Source organism: Microbacterium marinilacus (assembly GCF_019753765.1).
Classification (GTDB): domain Bacteria; phylum Actinomycetota; class Actinomycetes; order Actinomycetales; family Microbacteriaceae; genus Microbacterium; species Microbacterium marinilacus.
Window position 1 is genome coordinate 118,758 of sequence record NZ_JAIJZW010000005.1, and the last position, 17,944, is coordinate 136,701.

A 17,944-nucleotide genomic window follows, 5' to 3' on the forward strand; every position below is an offset into this window, starting at 1 on the left:
GAAGGTCGGCGCGGTCAGTCCTTGGTCGCGTCGTACCAACGGCCGACGACGACCCGTGACAGCAGGCCGAAGCCCACGAAGATGGCCACGCCCAGCAGCGCGGCGACGATCACCGACGCGTAGAGCTGCGGCGCGAGCAGCCGAGAGGTGTAGGTGCTCATGAGCGAGCCCAGGCCGGGCGTGCCGCGGCGGAAGAAGTAGTCGCCGACGATCGCGCCCACGATCGAGAGCCCGGCGGAGGTGCGCAGGCCGACGAACATGGCGGGCAGGGCGGCCGGCAGCTGCAGCTTCCAGAGCGTCGTCCAGCGGCTCGTGCGCTGCAGCCGGAACAGCTCGCGCTGCGACCGGTCCACGGACTGCAGGCCGAACAGGGTGTTGGACACCATCGGGAACAGGGCGATCAGCACGCAGACGATGACGCGGGCGGGCAGGCCGTAGCCGAACCAGAAGCCGATCAGCGGCACGAGCGCGAGGATCGGGATGCACTGCAGGATCACCGCGTACGGATAGAGCGAGCGCTCCGCCCACTTGGCCTGCAGCATGGCGATGGCCCACCCGACGCCGAGGACCACGGCGATGGCGAGGCCGATGCAGGCGACGAGGACGGTCTGGCCCAGCGCGGCGACGATCTCGGGCAGCACCCGCGGATCAAGCAGACCCTCGGTGAAGATGCGATGCGGTGCGGGCAGCAGGAAGCTGCGGTCGCCGAGCAGCGCGCTCGCGAGGGTCCACGCCGCCAGCAGCAGGACGAACACGAGCACCGGCGGCCATAGCGACTGCAGCGGGCTGCCGCTGCGGCGACGGCGCGCCGGCACGGGCTGCGAGGCGGTGAGGGCGACGACGGGCGCCTCTGCCTGGGTCATGCGTGGGCCTCCTTGAGCGAGTGGGAGACGCGGCCGACGAGCTCGCCGAACTCCGGCGAGTAGCGGATGTCGGGGTCGCGGGGCATGTCGAACGGCACGTCGACGACGTCGACGACGTGACCCGGCCGCCCGGACATCACGACGACGCGGGTGGAGAGGTACACGGCCTCGGCGACGGAGTGGGTGATGAACAGCCCGCCGAACCCCCGCTCCGCGAACAGCCGCAGCAGTTCGTCGTTGAGGCGCTGACGTGTGATCTCGTCGAGCGCCCCGAAGGGCTCGTCGAACAGGAACAGGTCGGGATCGAGCGTGAGCGAGCGTGCGAGCGACACGCGCATCCGCATGCCTCCGGACAGCTGACGCGGCAGCGACGCCTCGAACCCGCCGAGGCCCACCAGCTCGATGGCCTCCGCCGCGGCGCGCTTGCGCTCGGCGGCGGGCAGCCCGTTCAGCTCCGCCAGCAGCTCGACGTTGCGCTGCACGCTGCGCCACGGCAGCAGCGTGGCGTCCTGGAACACGAAGCCGACGCGCTCGGTCCGGGTCCGGCAGGTGCCGGCGGTGTTGCTCTCGAGCCCCGCGGCGATGCGCAGCAGGGTCGACTTGCCGCAGCCGGACGGGCCGACGACGGTCACGAACTCGCCCCGCCGGACGGAGAAGTCGATGTTCTCGAGCGCGACGGTGCCGCTGTCGTAGGTCATGCCCACGTCGTCGAAGTCGACCAGGAGCGCGTCGGGCGGGGACTCGACGGACGGGCTGGAGTCTGTGGGGGCTGTGGTCACGGGGCGGTCTCCTTGCCGATGCCAGGGTCGATCCAGCGGGTGGTCTGCGTGCGGGCGACGAGCCGGCCCGCCGCGAAGACGAGGCGGTCGGCCGGCGCGGTCGCCATCGCCTCGGGCAGGCTGCCGGCGCGCACCGCCAGCAGGTCGGCCGCCGCGCCCTCGCGCGGGCCGGCCTCCGGCAGCCGCATCACGGCGCGCGCGCCGTCGGTGACGGCGGTCCAGGCGTGCTCGATCGAGAGGTGCCCGGCGACGACGAGCAGCATCGCCGTCTCGAACGCGTCGGCGCGGCCCAGCGGGTTGAAGGGGTCGCGGACGTTGTCCCCGCCTGCGGCCGTCAGCACGCCGGCCTCCGCGAGCCGGTCGAGCGGCGCGATCCCCCGGGGCGTGGCGACCGGATGCTCCCATCCCTGCAGCCAGAGGTTCGTGATGGGGTTCGCGATGACGCCGATCCCCGCATCCGCCACGACCGCGGCGACATCGTCGAACTGGCCGGGCTCCATCGTCGACAGCCGCACGCAGTGGCCGGCCGACCGGACGACGGCCCAGTCGCGCGTGCGGTCCGCATACGCGGCGAGCGTGGATCCGTGGCTCAGGTCCTCGTCGGCGTGCAGGTCCACGCCGACTCCCCGCCGCTCGGCGATGTCGAGCAGCCGATGCAGGTCTGACAGCTCGTCGTCGGCGAGGTGGGGGGCGCCGCCCACGAGATCGGCGCCGGCGTCCAGCGCGGCCTCCACGCGGGCGTCGGTGGTGTCCGGGCCGGCGAGGGCGACGATCTCGAGGTGCAGCCGCCCGGCGTACGCGTCGCGCACACGCGACAGAGCGGTGACGGCGCGGATCGGATCGCCGTCGGCCGGCACGTCGACATGCGTGCGGATCGCGACGGTGCCGTTCGCCAGATAGGTCTCGGCGGCGCGCGTCGCGCGTGCCTCGATCTCGGCGCTGTCGACGGTGGCGATGTAGGCGCGCCACGAGGCGATCGCCGTGCGCAGGTCGCCCCGCGGCGGTCGCACGGCCTCCCAGGACAGCGCCTTGTCGAGGTGCGCATGGGGGTCGGCGGGCGCGGTGAGCAGCAGGTGGCCTTCGAGCGACAGGTCCCCGGCGGCGAGCGGTTCGCCGGACGCGGGCGAGACGCGGGCGACGCGGGAGCCGTCGAGCTCGACGTCGACGACCGAGCCGTCGGCGAGGATCGCGTCGCGCAGTCGCGCGGGGTGAAGGACCATGCTGTGCACCTGTGTCAGAATCGAGAATGTTGATGTGATCAACATCTGCGAACCTACGGTTCAGAGGTTTCACCGGTGTAACGACCCCATTTCCTTCCGCCACCGGAGGCACGGGCGACCGAGACGGAGGCACATGTCGAACGACGAGGCACTGCGCCTGGGCGCCGCCATCCGGGCGCGCCGCAAGCAGCTGGGCCTGACGATCGTCGAGCTCGCGGAGAGGGCCGCGCTCTCGCATCCCTTCGTCAGCCAGCTCGAGCGGGGGCTCGCCCGGCCGAGCCTCGACTCGCTCGGACGCATCGCGCACGCCCTCGGCACCAGTCAGATCGAGCTGTGGTCGGGGACGGCTCTGGACGCCGAGCGACCCGGTGTCCAGCGGAACGAGGCGCGAGAGGCCACGGGCGTCTACGGCCTCGAGCAGGCGCGCATCCTCGTGCACGGCGACACGCGCTTCACCCCCATCGACGTGCGGGGCGACCACCGCGAGCGCGGCGAGTACTTCCTGCACGACGAGGACGAGTTCGCACTGGTGATCGAGGGGCGGGTCGACATCGACCTCGGCCCCGAGGGCGTGTTCACGCTCGGCCCGGACGAGTCCCTCTACTTCCCCGGCGGCACGCCCCATCGCTGGGGCAGCTCCGACGGCGGCGCGTACCGCATGGTCGTCGTCAAGGAGCGCCGGGCGACCACGCGACCACCGATCGCCGGCTGCGGCGCGGCCTCGACCGGCGGCGCCGGCACGACATCCCGCAGAGGAGCCGAGGCGTGAGCTTCTTCAACGACGTCGAGCGAGAGCTGATCGTCACCCGGCGCACCGAGGTCGCCGAGGACATCGTCGCCCTGGAGCTGGCGGCCTCGAACGGCCGGCCGCTGCCCGCGTGGACGCCGGGCAGTCACATCGACCTGATCCTGGGCGACAGCGTCGAGCGGCAGTACTCGCTGTGCTCGGACCCCTCCGACAGGGACGCCTGGCGCGTGGCGGTGCTGCGGGAGCCGGCAGGACGCGGCGGCTCAGTCGCCGCCCACGCTCTGCGCGAGGGCGACCTCGTGCGGGCGCGGGGGCCGCGCTCGAACTTCGCGTTCGACTCCCCCGCAGCGGGCGGCGTACGCTTCGTCGCGGGCGGGATCGGCATCACCCCGCTGCTGTCGATGATCCGCGCAGCAGAGGCCTCCGGCGCCGACTGGACCCTCGACTACGCCGTGCGCTCGCGCGCACGGCTGCCGTTCGTCGACGAGCTGGCCGCGTACGGCGACCGCGTGCGCCTGCACGTATCGGACGAGGCCGGGCGACTGGACGCCTCCGCCCTCGTCGCCTCGGCGGGCGGGGACCCGATCTGGGCGTGCGGCCCGGCGCGGCTGCTCGACGCCCTCGGCGCCGCCGCGACCGCGCAGACGCGGCTGCACATCGAGCCGTTCACCGCCGCCGTCCTGCCCGACCCCGTGCGGGCGGAGCCGTTCGAGGTGGAGCTGATGTCGACGGGCGAGGTCCTTGAGGTGCCCGCGGACAGATCCGTGCTCGAGGTGCTCGAGAGCCACGGCGTCTTCGCCGTGTCGTCGTGCCGCGAGGGGACCTGTGGTACGTGCGAGACGGTGGTCGTCGAGGGCGAGGTCGACCACCGCGACCGCGTGCTCAGCCCCGCGGAGCGCCAGACGAGCCCGGTGATGATGGTGTGCGTGTCACGCGCCGCCTGCCCCCGCCTCGTCCTCGACCTCTGAGGGCGTTCGCGCGAGGACCCTCCCGGCGACGCCGGACGCCGCGACCGCAAGGCGCCCCGTCACCGTGCGACGCGCTCGCGCAGGGCCGCGACGATCTCCCCCTCGTCGCCCGAGACCAGGCGATAGTCCTGCACCACGAACCGACCGGCCACGACCACGTGCCGCGGCCGGCGTCCCGGCGCGGCCCACAGCAGCCCCGCCACGGGATCGGCGACGCCCGCGTCGGCAACGCCCGAGACGTCCCACACGCACAGGTCGGCCGCTGCGCCGACCTCGATGCGGCCGAGGTCGGCGCGGCCCAGCCCGGCGGCGCTGCCCTGCGTCGCAGCCTCCAGCATCTCTCGCGCCGCCAGCTGACGTCCCGCCAGACCCGACACCTGCATCGCCAGCCGGGCGTCGGCCAGCAGATGGCCCGCGTCGTTGCTGCCGCCGCCGCTCGTCCCGAGCCCGACCGGGATCCCGGCCGCGAGCATCTTCGCGACCGGCGCGACGCCCCAGCCCATCGGCACGTCGCAGCCCGGCGCGTGCGTCGCGGTCACACCGCGCTCGGCGAGCAGCGCGATCTCGTCGTCGGTGACATCGCAGAGGTGGGCGAGCGTGACGTCCCCCGCGACCCACCCCCACTCGTCGAGCAGCTCGATCGGCCGGCGACCGTATCGCGTGGCCGCTATCTCGGTGTCGACCTGCTCATTCGCCTGGGTGCGGCGACGCAGGCCGTGGCGGCGCGCGACGTCCCCGAGCGCGTCGAACGTCTCCCGCGCGTCGCTGTGGACCCCCGCGGGTCCCACGGCGATCTGCACCATGCCGTCAGCGGTCGTGCCGCCGGGCCCGGTGCCGGCGAGGGCGACGATCGCCTCCGCGCTCTCGGCGGCGGCCGCCGCGGAGTCGCCGGCCGTGCCGCGGACGAACGCGACCCGCGCTCCCAGCTTCCGCGCCGCGCGCAGCGTGCCGTCGGCGATCTCCACGTCCGACTCGGCGCCGGCGCCCGGCCAGGTGAGGTGATGGTCCGCGATCGTCGTCACGCCCGAGAGCAGCGCCTCGGCGATCCCCGCCCGAGACGCGGCATACGCCAGCGCCCCGTCCACCACCGCCTCGCGGTACGCGGCCGCCATGGCCGGCAGCCAGTCGCGCATCGCCACGGCCCGCGTCCCGGGAAGCGTGCGGAAGGCCGTCTGCAGCAGATGGTGATGGGCGTTCACCAGCCCGGGCGTCACCACGCAGCCGCCCGCGTCCAGGTCGACCGCATCCGCGACGGGCTCCGCCACGATCCGCCCGTCGGCGACGTGCACCTCCCCGGTCCCCTCGGCCGCGGCGGACCAGACGGACAGGGCATCGCGCACGCGCAGGGAGGACGTCACCCCCTCTGCTTAGCAGCGCCGTGTTGCGCGCAGATCACGGCGCCCGCCCGCCGTCGCCTGCGGCGCGCTCAGCCCACCATGCGGTCGGCCGGTGGCACGTCCGCCGCATGCGCCGGGGCACGGCCCTCGACCCAGCGGCGCAGCACGCCGTCGGGCACCTCCTCGGCGGTCAGCGCGAACGCGTAGTGGTCGCGCCAGTCGCCGTCGATGTGGATGTAGCGCCGCCGCAGCCCCTCGTAGCGGAAGCCGAGCTTCTGCACCACGCGCAGGCTCGCGGCGTTCTCGGGCCGGATGCAGATCTCCATGCGGTGCAGCTGCAGCTCGCGGAAGCACACGTCGGTCGCCAGCGCCACGGACGTCGGCGTGATGGCCCGCCCCGCGAAGCGCTCGCTGACCCAGTACCCGATCGTCGCGGACGACAGGGAGCCGCGTGCGACGCCCCAGACGTTCAACTGCCCCGCCACGTCGCCCTCGTACTCCATGACGAACGGCACGCCCTGCCCGTCGCGATACTGCTGTAGAAGACGCCGGATGCTGCCGCGCATGTCGAGGGAGGCCGGGCCGCCAGGGCTCGTCGCCTCCCAGGGACGCAGCCACGAGCGGTTCGTGAGCAGCTCGTGCTGCAGCGCCCGGGAGTCCCGGGGACGAACGAGCCGGATGGAGATCGGCCCGTGCTGACGCGGGGCGAGACCGTCCATCCGGCTCCTTCAGAAGATGCGTGGCTACAGCGTCTCGGCGAACTCCTTGAACCACGGGCGCAGGTCCGGCCCGAGGTCCGCGCGGTCGGCGGCGAGACGCACGATCGCCTTGATGTAGTCGACCCTATCGCCGGTGTCGTAGCGACGGCCGCGGAACACGACGCCGAACACGCCGGGCCCCTCCGGGTCGGCGGCGACCTCCTGCAGCGCATCGGTCAGCTGGATCTCTCCGCCCTTGCCGGGCTCGGTCCGCTCGAGGATCGGGAAGATCTCAGGCGAGAGGACGTACCGGCCGATGATGGCGAGGTTGGACGGCGCGTCCTCCTTCGCGGGCTTCTCGACGAGGCTCTTGACCTTGACGACGCCGTCGGTGTCGGTGGCCTCCACGTCGGCGACGCCGTACATGTGGATGTGGTCGGGGTCGACCTCCATCAGCGCGATGACCATCGCGCCGCGCTTGGCCTGCTCGGCGATCATCGTCGTCAGCAGCTCGTCGCGCTCGTCGATGAGGTCGTCGCCGAGCATCACGGCGAAGGGGGCGTCGCCCACGTGCGCCTGGGCGCGCAGCACCGCGTGCCCGAGGCCCTTGGGCTCGCCCTGGCGGACGAAGTGGATGTCGGCGAGGTCGCTCGACTTCTGGACGCGCTCCAGGCGGCTCTGGTCGCCCTTCTTCACCAGGTTGGTCTCGAGCTCGGGCACCGAGTCGAAGTGGTTGGCGAGGGCGTTCTTGTTGCGCCCGATGATCATCAGGACGTCGCGGATGCCGGCGGCCACCGCCTCCTCAACGACGTACTGGATGGCCGGCTTGTCCACGACCGGCAGCATCTCCTTCGGCGTGGCCTTCGTGGCGGGGAGGAAGCGCGTGCCCAGGCCCGCTGCGGGGATGACTGCCTTGATCTGCGGAGGATGCATTCCACAATCCTATGCGACGAGGCGTTTTTCGCCCGCACCCGGCGGTCCGACGGCGTCCCGGCGTCGGCGCGTGGCGGATCGCGGTGCGGGGCAGGGTGGGCGCGCCGCGGGCTCGCCCTACACTCGGACGCATGACGGACACGCTGGACCACGCCAAGCGAGCGCTTCGAGCGGAGCTGCGGGAGAGGCGCCAGCAGCTCTCCGACGCGCAGCGCGAGGCCGCCGCCGCGGGCATCCGCGACCGGCTCGACGAGCTCGTCGACAGCCTCGGCGCGACGAGCGTCTCGTGCTTCCTCTCCTCCCCGACCGAGCCGGGCACGCGCCCGTTCATCAACGCGGCGATCGCGCGCGGCATCCGGGTGCTGCTGCCGATCACGCGGGAGGACGGCCTGCTCGACTGGACGGTCGCGACGGCCGAGGGGCAGGAGATCGAGAGCGTGTACGGCGTCCCGGAGCCCGTCGGCGAGGTGCTCAGCCCGATCGCGGTGAACGACGTCGACCTGATGATCATCCCCGCGGCCGCCGTCGACCGCAGCGGGATGCGCCTGGGCTGGGGACGCGGCTTCTTCGACAAGACCCTGGGTTCGATGGACCGGCGCCCTCCGGTGTACGCGGTCATCTATGATTCGGAACTGATCGACAGCGTGCCGCAGGACGTGCACGACCAGCCGGTGTCCGGCGTCGTCACCCCGACACGCGTGCAGGACCTGTCGACCGACTCCTAGCCCTTCGTCCCGATCTCCGAGGTCGCATGCCCACCTATGCCTATGCCTGCAAGTCCTGCGGGCACCGCTTCGACGCCGTCCAGTCCTTCAGCGACCCCGCGCTGACCGAGTGCCCCGAGTGCTCCGGCCCCGTGCGCAAGCAGTACGGGTCGATCGGGGTGACGTTCAACGGCGGCGGCTTCTACCGCACCGACTCGCGTAACACCACGTCGACCTCGGGCTCGGACGCTGGCACTTCCACACCGGCTGCGTCATCATCGAAGACGTCGTCCGATTCGGGCGCATAGATCGTCGGATCCGGCCGCACGGCCGCTGCAGAGGGGGAGAACCTATGGCAGACAACAAGGGCCTCATCGAGGGATTCAAGGAGTTCATCTCCAGAGGGAACGTGATCGATCTCGCGGTCGCGGTGGTCATTGGCACCGCCTTCACGGCGATCGTGACCGCCATCGTCGAGAGCGTCATCAACCCGCTGATCGGGGCCTTCGTGCCGTCGGGAAACCTGGCCGCATGGACGATCGACTTCCCGGGGATCTTCGCCGAGGTCAAGCTCGGGATCGGCGGGATCATCTCCGCCCTCATCAACTTCTTCGCCGTCGCGCTGGTGGTCTACCTCGCGCTGGTCCGCCCGTTCGCCGTGCTCAAGGCCCGCCGCGACGCGAAGCTCGGCGTCAACCAGGCCGACGACGCCCCGCCGGCCCCCACGCAGGAGGAGCTGCTCGCGGAGATCCGCGACCTGCTCGCCGCGCAGAACAGGCCGTAACGCACCGAGCGTCCCGCGAGGCCGTGCCCGATCCCCGGATCCGGCGCGGCCTCGCGTCGTACGAGACCGACGTCGCTGCGCAGCGCTCCCGGTGTCGCGGTCAGTAGTGCGGGGGGACGTCCTGACGCAGACGGTCGTCGTTCGGTCCCCTGGGCCCGTCCGCGGCGGAGGGAGACGCACGCCTTTCGCCGCGGAGGGTCGCCTCGGCCTCCGAGTCGCTGAGCGTGCCCTCCACCGGCGTCAGCTGCGCGCGGCGGGCGCCACGGACGCGCACCACCCGCTGTCTCGGCCGATCCTGATCCATCCCCGAAGGGTATGTCAGATGTCGAGCGGCTGGGTGTCGCCGTCCGCGCGCTGCTGCTCGGGCGAGACGCCGAGCACGGCGGCGATCCGCTCCGCAACGGCCGCCGGGTCGCTGTAGAGGTCGAACGCGTGCACGCGCACGTAGTGCCAGCCGAGGCGGCGCAGCACGTGCGGACGCAGCCGCAGCGACTCCCGCAGCGATTCGCCGCGCGACTCGGGGTCGGGCTCGACGACCACGGCCTTGCCGCCGTGCTGGGCGACCAGGGGCAGCAGGCCCCGGTAGTCCACGTCGACGGCGACACCGAGGCGACGCAGCTCCCGCGCGAGCGCGAGCGTGAGCGGGTCGGCGAGGTCCTCGAGGCGCGCCTCCCGCCCGCGGGCGGCGATGCTGCCCAGGATCCCCATCAGGGTGGCCGCGCCATGCTCGAGCCGCCCCTCGTCGTAGGCCGACGGGCGGATGGACGACACGATCACCATCGAGCGGCGCGCCCGCGTCATCCCGACGGTGAGCAGTCGCTCGCCGTCCGGGGTCGACAGGTCGCCGAACTCGCTCAGCACGCGGCCGTGCTTGGTGACGCCGTAGCCGAGCGAGAAGATCACGCGGTCGCGGCTCTCGGCCGTCGCCTCCTCGAGCGTGAGCACGGTGAGCGGCTCCGCGGTCTCGCGCGACACGAAGTCGGCGACGTCGGAGCGGCCGGCGAACGCCTCGGTCACGGCGGTGCGCACGCGCTCGGCGTGACGACGGCTCGCCGTGACGACCATCAGCGACTCGGACGGCCGGTTGACGGCGTGCTCGACGACGAGGGTGACCACGCGGGCGACCTCGGCGTCGGGGCTCTCCACCGATCCGGTGACCGGGTCGGGCGTTCCCGATCCGCCCTCCACGTAGTCGACCGACAGGCTGCCGCGGCCCAGGTACGAGCCGGCCCAGGGCAGCGACACGATCTCGCCGCCGTAGAACGCGTCGTTCACCAGCTCCGCCAGGTCTTCGCCGCCGGCGCGGTAGCTGCGGGTCAGCGTCGCGACCGGCAGCACCTCGGCGAGGCTCTCGAACAGGCTGTCGTCGTCGACCGCGGCCTCGGGGTCGGGCTGCCCGACCGCTGCGACGGTGAACGGCGTCGGCCGCTGCGTCACGGGGTCGCCGAACGCCACGACCTGCCGGGCGCGACGGATCGCGGGCACGGTCTCCGTCACGCCGACGGCGCCGGCGTCCGCGATCAGCACCACGTCGAACGCGGGGTCGTCGGGGATCGACGGCACCTCGTACGGCGACGCGATCCACACCGGGGCCAGGGTGCGGGCGAGGGTGGGGGCCGCGGCGACGAAGTCGTCCGGGGTCAGCTGGCCGCGGGTGAGCGCGCGCCGCAGCGCGGCGGACTCCTCGGGCTCGTCCACGATCCCGATCCGCCACTGCGCCGCGAGCTGCCAGGCCAGCAGCGGCCCGGAGGCGGACGCGTGGGCCTCGTCGACCAGGCGGAAGTCGCGCTCCAGCCGGTCGACGACGGAGGTGTTGGCGCCGAGCAGCGCGCGATCGGTCTGCAGCAGGTGCTCGAGCACCGACTGCCACCACGCGAACTCGAGCTCCTCGCCCACGCGCGCCTCGTCGACGTGGCGCACCGAGAGCTCGGTCAGCAGGGGCTCCAGGCCGAGGCGCGCCAGCTCGGTGCGCAGCTCCGCACGCTCGACGATGTTGTCGAAGACGTCCGAGTCGGCTGCGAGACCGGCCAGCGTGCGCACCAGGCGCTGCACCGGCATGGCCGCCAGGCGCGTGCCGCGTCCCAGGGCGCCGTCGAGCGCCGTCAGCTCGGCCTCGACGCGCTGCCACTCGACCTGCACGTCGGCGAGGCCGAGGGGGATGTCGGGGATCGTGCCCACGTCGACGAGCTTCTGCCACTGCCCACGCTGGTGCTGGATGCGCACGAGCGCCTCATGCATGTCGGACAGGTGCACGCCGGGGCGCAGGTACTCCTTGGCCAGGCGCTTGAGGCGGCGACGCGCGGCACCCGTCATGTTCTGCGCCTCGCGGCGCGGACCGTAGGCGCGGATCATGTCGGCCAGAGGGCGCTCGAACACGGTCGGGCTGAACCGGTCGAGCGAGTCGCGGATGCCGTGCAGCAGACGCAGGAACTCGCCCAGCTCGTCGACCGTGGTGAAGGGGCGCATGCGGGTCTGCGCGATCAGCTCGTAGCCACGCTCGAGCAGCTCGGGCACGCTCGTGCGGTGCAGCCTGCCGGCCTGCTCGTGCGCCCGGCGGGCCTCGTCCGTCGTCGCGAACGTGACGCCGTACCAGGGCGAGTCGTCGGGGCCGACCTTGAACTCGCCGAGGCGTGCGGCGAGCGCGAGGGTGGACGCCGCGGCCTTGCGGTCGCCGGCGAGGGCCTCGAGGGCCCGGACTCCGAGCCGCGCCGAGGTGGACGGGGGCTCGGGCAGCGACGCGAGCCTGGTCAGCGCGCGCGTGGCGTCGAGCACCGACACCCCGAGGCGGTCGTGCGTGCGGGTCAGCGAGCGGCGGTAGTCGCGCAGCACGGTGCGCAGGCGCACCAGGGCGTCGTCGACCTCGGCCACCTTCGGCTGGCTGGCCTTCTCGTTGCGTCCGATCGCGCGGATCAGGTCCCGCCGGAGGTCCGACGGCGACACGGCGAGCCCGTCGAGCCCGATGCCCGCGAGTCGGTGGCGCACACCGTCGAGCGTCGATCGGCGCGCGCTCACCACGAGGACGCGCTTGCCCGCACGGACGAGCGAGCCGACGGCGTTGATCACCGTCTGCGTGCCGCCCGTGCCGGGCAGGGTGTGGACCACGAGCGACTGGCCGGCGGCGATGCGGGCGAGCACCGCCTCCTGCTCCGCGTCGGCGTCCAGCAGCAGCATGTCGGCGGCGGGCGACCGCTCGTCGGGGTTGGAGACGGCGGGCGCGGCGGTGTCCGAGTCGAGCGCCGCGAGATCCTCAGGATGCCCCGCCAGGGCGTTCAGCAGCGGGTGGTCGAGGTCGTGCATGTCGCGGGACAGCGCCCCGCCGACGTCGGCGAACGTGGACACCACGAGCCGCGGCCGCACGGTGAAGGTGTCGACGTGCGCGAGGGCTGCGCGCAGGTGGTCGATGACCGGCTGCGGCTTGAACACGCCCTCGCCGTAGGCGAGCGCTGCGAGGGCGGCGCCGTCGAGGTCGACCCCGAAGTGGTCGCGCGCAGCGCGCACCAGCTCGTCGTTGACCTCGAACTGGCCGTGCAGCTTCAGCTCGAAGTCGGCGTGATGGCGACGGATCGCGAGGGGACGCAGCAGCACCGGCGCCGAGAACCGCTCGTCGCCGATGCGCCAGACGGCGAGGCCGACGGCGAGGCGCACGGCGTCGATGCCGCGCACCGTGCGCAGCTCGAGGTGCTTGGTCGTGATGCGCTCGGCGGCGAGGCGGGCGGTACGCAGCGCCACCTCGTCGCGGAACAGGTTCGACAGCAGCGTGGACTTGCCCGTGATGAACTGCGGCAGGCTGCCGGGGTGCGCCCGGGTGACGTCGATGCCCGCCTCCGACGCCTCGCGGCCGTCGGACTCGAGCGGGAAGTGCAGCAGGGGCGACGGGCCGCCCAGATCCCGCGCCACGACGCGAAGCCGCTCGCGCTCGGGGTCGGCGACGTGCGCGATCACGAGCCCCGGCTCGGCCATGCCGAGGTCCGTCGGGGTCACGATCGCCGTTCTCCCGTGGGCCGCGGTGTCATCGACCGCGGCGCTGCCTTCTGTTCGCCACACGTGAGACAGGGTAGGCGGGCATCGGGCGATACCCGCGGCAGGGCGCGGAGTTTCGCGGGATTCGCGCGACACGCCCGAGCTCCCGTTCAGCGGCGCCCTGTCGTCCCCAGCCCGCCGCCCGTCGCCGGCCATCCCCCGACGGCGCCGCCGCGCCGCGGATGTCCCCTCCGCCCGCCAGGATGAGAGCGTGACCCTCCGATACGACCTCACCGGCACGCCCGTCGGGCTCGCGATCGCGGTGTTCTCCGATACGGGGCTCCTGGCCCTGCGCGTGACCTCCGAGGACGACCGGTGGGTGCTCGAGATGCTGGCCCACGAGCACGGCGTGGTGCCCGTGCGCGAGCCGGGGTGCGGTGACGCGCTCTTCGCGAAGCTGGGCGGATACTTCGATGGCGAGCGCCGCAGCTTCGACGTCGACCTCGACTGGAGCCTCACGACGGGCTTCGCCCGCGACGCGCTGCGGGCGGCGTGCGAGATCCCCTACGGCCAGACCGCGAGCTACGGCGAGGTGGCCGCGATGGCCGGACGGCCCCGTGCCGCGCGCGCCGTCGGCACGGCATGCCGCACCACGCCGTTCTCGCTCGTGGTTCCCGTCCACCGCGTCGTGCGCGCCGACGGCTCGCTCGGCGAGTACGGCTCGTCCCCCGAGACCAAACGGTTCCTCGTCGAGCTCGAGCGCGACGCGCTGCGCTCCCAGGCCTCCCCTTCCTCGACCCGAACGGAGCCGTGATGACCGACACCGTGCCCTCCCCCGACCTGATCGTGGGCGCCGACGGGCTGGCCCGCCCGCTCTGGGCGGCGCGCGACCCCCTGCTGCAGGCCTACTACGACACCGAATGGGGCCTGCCGGTACGCGACGAGCAGGGGTTGTTCGAGCGTCTCAGCCTCGAGGGGTTCCAGTCGGGGCTGTCGTGGGCCACCATCCTGCGCAAGCGTCCCGCCTTCAGGGAGGCGTTCGCGGGGTTCGCCCCCGACGCGGTCGCCGCGTTCGACGACTCCGACGTCGAACGGCTGCTCGGCGATGCCGGCATCGTGCGCAACAGGGCCAAGATCCTCGCCACGATCGGCAACGCCCGCGCGACCGTCGCGCTGCGCGGCGACGCCGACCACGCGGGCGGCCTGCCGGACCTCGTCTGGAGCTTCCAGCCCGCACAGACCCCGACGCCCCGGTCGCTCGCCGAGGTGCCGTCGTCCTCGACCGAGTCGATCGCGCTGTCGAAGGAGCTCAAACGGCGCGGGTTCCGCTTCGTCGGACCGACGACGATGTTCGCCCTCATGGAGGCCGTCGGCATCGTCGACACGCACCTCGTCGGCAGTCACCGCCGCGGCAGCAGCGGCGTCTGGGGCGGCTGACGGCGAGACGCCGGTCCGCGGGTGTGTAGGCCACCCGCGGACCGGCGTCTCGTGACCTGGCCCTCAGCCCTGCATCAGTGCTGCACGGCCTTCTCGGCGCCGTGACCGGTGAGCGAGCGCACCTCCATCTCGGCGGCGAGCCGCGGATCCTCCGACCCCTTCTTCGAGGTGAGCGATCCGATCCACCCGAGCAGGAAGCCCACCGGGATCGAGATGATGCCCGGATTGCTGAGCGGGAAGATCGCGGTGCCCTCCCCCGTCTTCAGCACGCTCGTCTCGCCGCCGAAGAACACCGGCGACAGGACGATCAGCACGATCGCGGTGAGCAGACCGCCGTACATGCTCCAGACGGCCCCGCGGGTGGTGAAGCCGCGCCAGAACAGCGAGTACAGGATGGTCGGCAGGTTCGCCGACGCGGCGATCGCGAAGGCGAGAGCCACCAGGAACGCCACGTTCTGACCGAGCACCGCGATGCCGCCGACGATGGCGAAGGCGCCGATCACGAGGATCGTGACGTTGGCGACCTTGCGCTCCTCCTTCTCGGTGGCGGCGCCTCGCTTGACCACTCCGTTGAAGATGTCGTGCGAGAACGACGCGGCCGCCGTGATCGTCAGACCCGCTACCACCGCGAGGATCGTCGCGAACGCGACCGCCGAGATGATGCCCATCAGCACCGGTCCGCCGAGCGCCTGCGCCAGCAGCGGCGCCGCCGAGTTGACCCCGCCCGGGGCGTTCGCGATCGTGTCGGGGCCGACGATCGCCGCCGCGCCGTAGCCGAGCACGAGCGTCAGCAGGTAGAACAGGCCGATCAGCATGATGGCCCACACCACCGAGCGTCGGGCCTCCTTGGCGGTCGGCACCGTGTAGAAGCGCATCAGCACGTGCGGCAGACCCGCCGTGCCCAGCACCAGCGCGAGGCCGAGCGACAGGAAGTCGACCGGGTTCGTGTACTGCAGCCCCGGCGCCAGCACGGCGGCGCCGTGCGGCGAGTTCGCCGCCGCGTTGCCGAGCAGGTCCACTCCCTGCACCGCGAGCACCCACACGGCCATCACGATGCCGCCGCCGATCAGCAGGAACGCCTTGACGATCTGCACCCACGTGGTGCCCTTCATGCCGCCAATGAGGACGTAGCCCACCATCAGCACGCCCACCACGGCGACCACCACGGCCGTGCCGATCCGGTCGTTGATGCCGAGCAGCAGCGACACCAGGCCACCGGCGCCCGCCATCTGCGCGAGCAGGTAGAAGAAGCAGACCACCAGCGTGCTGATCGCGGCCGCCATGCGCACCGGGCGCTGCTTGAGGCGGAAGGACAGCACGTCGGCCATCGTGAACTTGCCGGTGTTGCGCATGAGCTCGGCGACGAGGAGCAGCGCCACCAGCCACGCGACGAGGAATCCGACCGAATAGAGGAAGCCGTCGTATCCGTTGATCGCGATCGCCCCACAGATGCCGAGGAAGGACGCCGCCGACAGATAGTCGCCCGAGATCGCGAAGCCGTTCTGCGGCCCCGAGAACGATCTGCCGCCGGCATAGAAGTCGGCCGCCGTCTTGTTGTTGCGGGCGGCGCGGATGACGATGAACATCGTCACCGCGACGAACACCCCGAAGATCGAGATGTTCAGGACCGGATTGTTCTGCGTGGTCGATTCCACCGCGGCGAGCACGCTCATGCGCCGGCCTCCTGCTTCTCCAGGTCCTCACGGATGGCGGCCGATTTCGGATCCAGCCGATTGTTCGCGAACGACACGTACCAGAGGGTGATGACGAGGGTGGTCACGAACTGCCCGAGCCCGATCAGAAGGCCCACGTTGATGTCGCCGATTACCGGGGTGGCCATGAAGTCCTTCGCCCAGCCGGCGAGCAGGACATAGACGAAGTACCAGATGAGGAAGAACGCCGAGAGCGGGAACACGAATGACCGGTGCGCGCGCTTCAGCTCTTGGAAGCGAGGAGAGTTCTCCTCCGCGATGTAGTCGATGCGTCCCCGCGGGGGCGCATCGGAGGGGGATTCTGTCATGAGGCCTCCTTGCCGCATGTGTCCACGGACGACGCGCCTTCGCGCCGTCCGACCCGATGCCGGGAACGCGGTGACCGCGACGCCCGGGACCCTGCGCAGGCGCAGAGCCGGTGATAAGTTCGACGCTACGAAAGACGGCGAAGGAGCCGTCACCCCCGAAAGTAGGTAGCCGGGTGACCCTGCAGGAGCAGCTCGCCGACGACCGCCGACTGGTCGCCGAGGCCGTGCGCGCGCTGTCGCGACGCACCCGCTTCCCCATCGCGTTCGGCGGGCTCATCGAGAACGGCACGGCGCGGATGAGCGCGTTCTTCGGCAATCACACCGACTCTCTCGACGGTCTCGCCGTCCGGCCCGAGCGCGGCCTCGGCGGGCGGGCGATGATCGAGATGCGGCCGCGGATGACCGGGGACTACCGGACTGCTCGGCAGATCACCCACGACTACGACGGCTACATCCTCGGCGAGGGCATCGGCACGCTGATCGCGGCGCCGATCGTGGTCGACGGCAAGCCGCGCGGCGTGCTGTACGGCGGCGCCTGGGGGCGCTGGAACATCGGCGGCGTGGCCGCGGCGCCCGCCGTGCGGGTGGCGGACGAGGTCGCCGCCGAGCTCTCGGTGCGCGACGAGACCCGCCGCCGGCTCTCCGGGCTGCAGGACGCGGATGCGGGCCCCGCGCTGTCGCCGGGACACCGCGAGGAGCTGCGGGAGAGCTACGCGGAGCTGCGCCGCATCGCCGCGGACATCGACGACGCCGACATCCGCGCCCGGCTCGCCGATGTCGAACGCCGGCTGGCTGCGTTGTCGGGGATCGCGCAGGCGCCGCGCACGGAGCCCGTGCCCCAGATCCGGCTCTCGCCTCGCGAGGTCGATGTGCTCGCACGGGCCGCGTTGGGCGAGACGAACGCGGAGATCGGCGCGCTGCTCGGGCTGAGGGAGGGGACGGTGAAGGCCTATCTCAGCGCCGCTATGGCGAAATTGGATGCGTCCACACGCCATGCAGCCGTTGTCCGTGCCAGGAAATGGGGCCTGCTTCCCTGACCCCGGCCGCACCCATTCCTGAATCAATCCTTTATATATCGGTATGGGCGTTCTTATTACCGCGCCTTTTTCTCATGTCCGGGCTATCATCTCCGCATGGCCCGAAAGATCGTTCACCAGCTCGTCGATGACATCGACGGGACCGTCCTTGAGCCCGGCGAAGGCGAGACCGTGCTGTTCTCGCTCGACGGAAAGAGCTACGAGATCGACCTGACCGAGGGAAATGCGCAAGCGCTGCGCGATGCCTTCGGAAAGTACATTTCCGCCGCCCGCCGGATGTCTTCCGGTTCGTCCGGATCCTCTTCTTCGCGCGGCCGTCGCCGCGGCGGACAGACGGATTACAGCCCCGTTCGCGAATGGGCGAAGAAGAACGGTTACACCGTCTCGGAGCGCGGACGCGTCCCCGCCGCGATCATCGAGGCCTACGAGGCCGCTCACTGACGACGCGAGCTCTCG

18 protein-coding genes are annotated in these 17,944 nt (G+C 72.1%); 9 read left to right on the top strand and 9 right to left on the bottom strand.

Annotated elements, in window-relative coordinates; genetic code table 11:
* Nucleotides 1-14 precede the first annotated feature (14 nt).
* From K5S26_RS10155 to K5S26_RS10165, 3 genes are read right to left on the bottom strand one after another with little or no spacing between them, the layout of a single operon-like run.
* Entirely contained in the window at nucleotides 15-863 is an 849-nt protein-coding gene (locus K5S26_RS10155; RefSeq protein WP_221857871.1) for an ABC transporter permease, read from the bottom strand.
* Complete coding sequence (locus K5S26_RS10160) at nucleotides 860-1,642, bottom strand: ABC transporter ATP-binding protein (protein WP_308122888.1); 783 nt, start codon at nucleotides 1,640-1,642, stop codon at nucleotides 860-862. The genes K5S26_RS10155 and K5S26_RS10160 overlap by 4 nt, the downstream gene beginning before the upstream one ends.
* Complete coding sequence (locus K5S26_RS10165; protein ID WP_221857872.1) at nucleotides 1,639-2,862, bottom strand: amidohydrolase family protein; 1,224 nt, start codon at nucleotides 2,860-2,862, stop codon at nucleotides 1,639-1,641. The genes K5S26_RS10160 and K5S26_RS10165 overlap by 4 nt, the downstream gene beginning before the upstream one ends.
* Nucleotides 2,863-2,995: 133 nt before the next feature.
* Here K5S26_RS10165 and K5S26_RS10170 point away from each other — a divergent pair, with 133 nt between their 5' ends.
* Together K5S26_RS10170 and K5S26_RS10175 are read left to right on the top strand one after the other, a co-directional pair.
* Nucleotides 2,996-3,631 carry a helix-turn-helix domain-containing protein gene (locus K5S26_RS10170; RefSeq protein WP_221857873.1) on the top strand — a complete coding sequence of 212 codons (636 nt, stop codon included), beginning with the start codon at nucleotides 2,996-2,998 and terminating at the stop codon, nucleotides 3,629-3,631.
* A complete protein-coding gene (locus K5S26_RS10175; protein WP_221857874.1) occupies nucleotides 3,628-4,578 on the top strand; it encodes a PDR/VanB family oxidoreductase in 951 nt (316 codons plus the stop codon). Before K5S26_RS10170 ends, K5S26_RS10175 begins: the two co-directional genes overlap by 4 nt.
* A 59-nt stretch (nucleotides 4,579-4,637) precedes the next feature.
* On the opposite strand, the gene K5S26_RS10180 is transcribed toward K5S26_RS10175, so the two are convergent.
* The 3 genes from K5S26_RS10180 to galU all read right to left on the bottom strand — a co-directional run bounded on the left by K5S26_RS10180 (nucleotide 4,638) and on the right by galU (nucleotide 7,546).
* A complete protein-coding gene (locus tag K5S26_RS10180) occupies nucleotides 4,638-5,936 on the bottom strand; it encodes an amidohydrolase family protein (protein WP_221857875.1) in 1,299 nt (432 codons plus the stop codon).
* 68 nt (nucleotides 5,937-6,004) lie between these two features.
* Nucleotides 6,005-6,634, bottom strand: a complete 630-nt coding sequence (locus K5S26_RS10185) for a GNAT family N-acetyltransferase (RefSeq protein WP_221857876.1) — start codon at nucleotides 6,632-6,634, stop codon at nucleotides 6,005-6,007.
* 24 nt (nucleotides 6,635-6,658) lie between these two features.
* A complete protein-coding gene (gene galU / locus K5S26_RS10190; RefSeq protein ID WP_221857877.1) occupies nucleotides 6,659-7,546 on the bottom strand; it encodes a UTP--glucose-1-phosphate uridylyltransferase GalU in 888 nt (295 codons plus the stop codon).
* Nucleotides 7,547-7,677: 131 nt separating this feature from the next.
* Here galU and K5S26_RS10195 point away from each other — a divergent pair, with 131 nt between their 5' ends.
* The 3 genes from K5S26_RS10195 to mscL are packed head-to-tail and all read left to right on the top strand — an operon-like array spanning nucleotide 7,678 to nucleotide 9,034.
* The gene (locus tag K5S26_RS10195) at nucleotides 7,678-8,271 is read left to right on the top strand and encodes a 5-formyltetrahydrofolate cyclo-ligase (RefSeq protein ID WP_221857878.1); all 594 of its coding nucleotides are present in this window, start codon (nucleotides 7,678-7,680) and stop codon (nucleotides 8,269-8,271) included.
* A gap of 26 nt (nucleotides 8,272-8,297) precedes the next feature.
* The gene (locus tag K5S26_RS10200) at nucleotides 8,298-8,558 is read left to right on the top strand and encodes an FmdB family zinc ribbon protein (RefSeq protein WP_221857879.1); all 261 of its coding nucleotides are present in this window, start codon (nucleotides 8,298-8,300) and stop codon (nucleotides 8,556-8,558) included.
* A 44-nt stretch (nucleotides 8,559-8,602) separates the two neighbouring features.
* On the top strand, nucleotides 8,603-9,034 hold the full coding sequence (gene mscL / locus K5S26_RS10205) for a large conductance mechanosensitive channel protein MscL (RefSeq protein ID WP_221857880.1): 432 nt from the start codon (nucleotides 8,603-8,605) through the stop codon (nucleotides 9,032-9,034).
* Nucleotides 9,035-9,352: 318 nt separating this feature from the next.
* On the opposite strand, the gene K5S26_RS10210 is transcribed toward mscL, so the two are convergent.
* Entirely contained in the window at nucleotides 9,353-12,994 is a 3,642-nt protein-coding gene (locus K5S26_RS10210; protein WP_221858006.1) for an AAA family ATPase, read from the bottom strand.
* Nucleotides 12,995-13,265: 271 nt separating this feature from the next.
* Between K5S26_RS10210 and K5S26_RS10215 the strand changes: the two genes are divergently transcribed.
* Both K5S26_RS10215 and K5S26_RS10220 read left to right on the top strand, forming a co-directional pair.
* Nucleotides 13,266-13,808 carry a methylated-DNA--[protein]-cysteine S-methyltransferase gene (locus K5S26_RS10215; RefSeq protein ID WP_308122890.1) on the top strand — a complete coding sequence of 181 codons (543 nt, stop codon included), beginning with the start codon at nucleotides 13,266-13,268 and terminating at the stop codon, nucleotides 13,806-13,808.
* Entirely contained in the window at nucleotides 13,808-14,431 is a 624-nt protein-coding gene (locus tag K5S26_RS10220; RefSeq protein ID WP_221857882.1) for a DNA-3-methyladenine glycosylase I, read from the top strand. Before K5S26_RS10215 ends, K5S26_RS10220 begins: the two co-directional genes overlap by 1 nt.
* A 74-nt stretch (nucleotides 14,432-14,505) precedes the next feature.
* On the opposite strand, the gene K5S26_RS10225 is transcribed toward K5S26_RS10220, so the two are convergent.
* Entirely contained in the window at nucleotides 14,506-16,104 is a 1,599-nt protein-coding gene (locus tag K5S26_RS10225; RefSeq protein ID WP_221857883.1) for a monocarboxylic acid transporter, read from the bottom strand.
* The gene (locus K5S26_RS10230) at nucleotides 16,101-16,451 is read right to left on the bottom strand and encodes a DUF485 domain-containing protein (protein ID WP_221857884.1); all 351 of its coding nucleotides are present in this window, start codon (nucleotides 16,449-16,451) and stop codon (nucleotides 16,101-16,103) included. The genes K5S26_RS10225 and K5S26_RS10230 overlap by 4 nt, the downstream gene beginning before the upstream one ends.
* 173 nt (nucleotides 16,452-16,624) lie before the next feature.
* Between K5S26_RS10230 and K5S26_RS10235 the strand changes: the two genes are divergently transcribed.
* Together K5S26_RS10235 and K5S26_RS10240 are read left to right on the top strand one after the other, a co-directional pair.
* Nucleotides 16,625-17,488, top strand: coding sequence for a LuxR C-terminal-related transcriptional regulator (locus K5S26_RS10235; RefSeq protein ID WP_221857885.1), 864 nt, complete (start codon nucleotides 16,625-16,627; stop codon nucleotides 17,486-17,488).
* A gap of 96 nt (nucleotides 17,489-17,584) precedes the next feature.
* Nucleotides 17,585-17,929 carry a histone-like nucleoid-structuring protein Lsr2 gene (locus K5S26_RS10240; RefSeq protein WP_221857886.1) on the top strand — a complete coding sequence of 115 codons (345 nt, stop codon included), beginning with the start codon at nucleotides 17,585-17,587 and terminating at the stop codon, nucleotides 17,927-17,929.
* Nucleotides 17,930-17,944 lie beyond the last annotated feature (15 nt).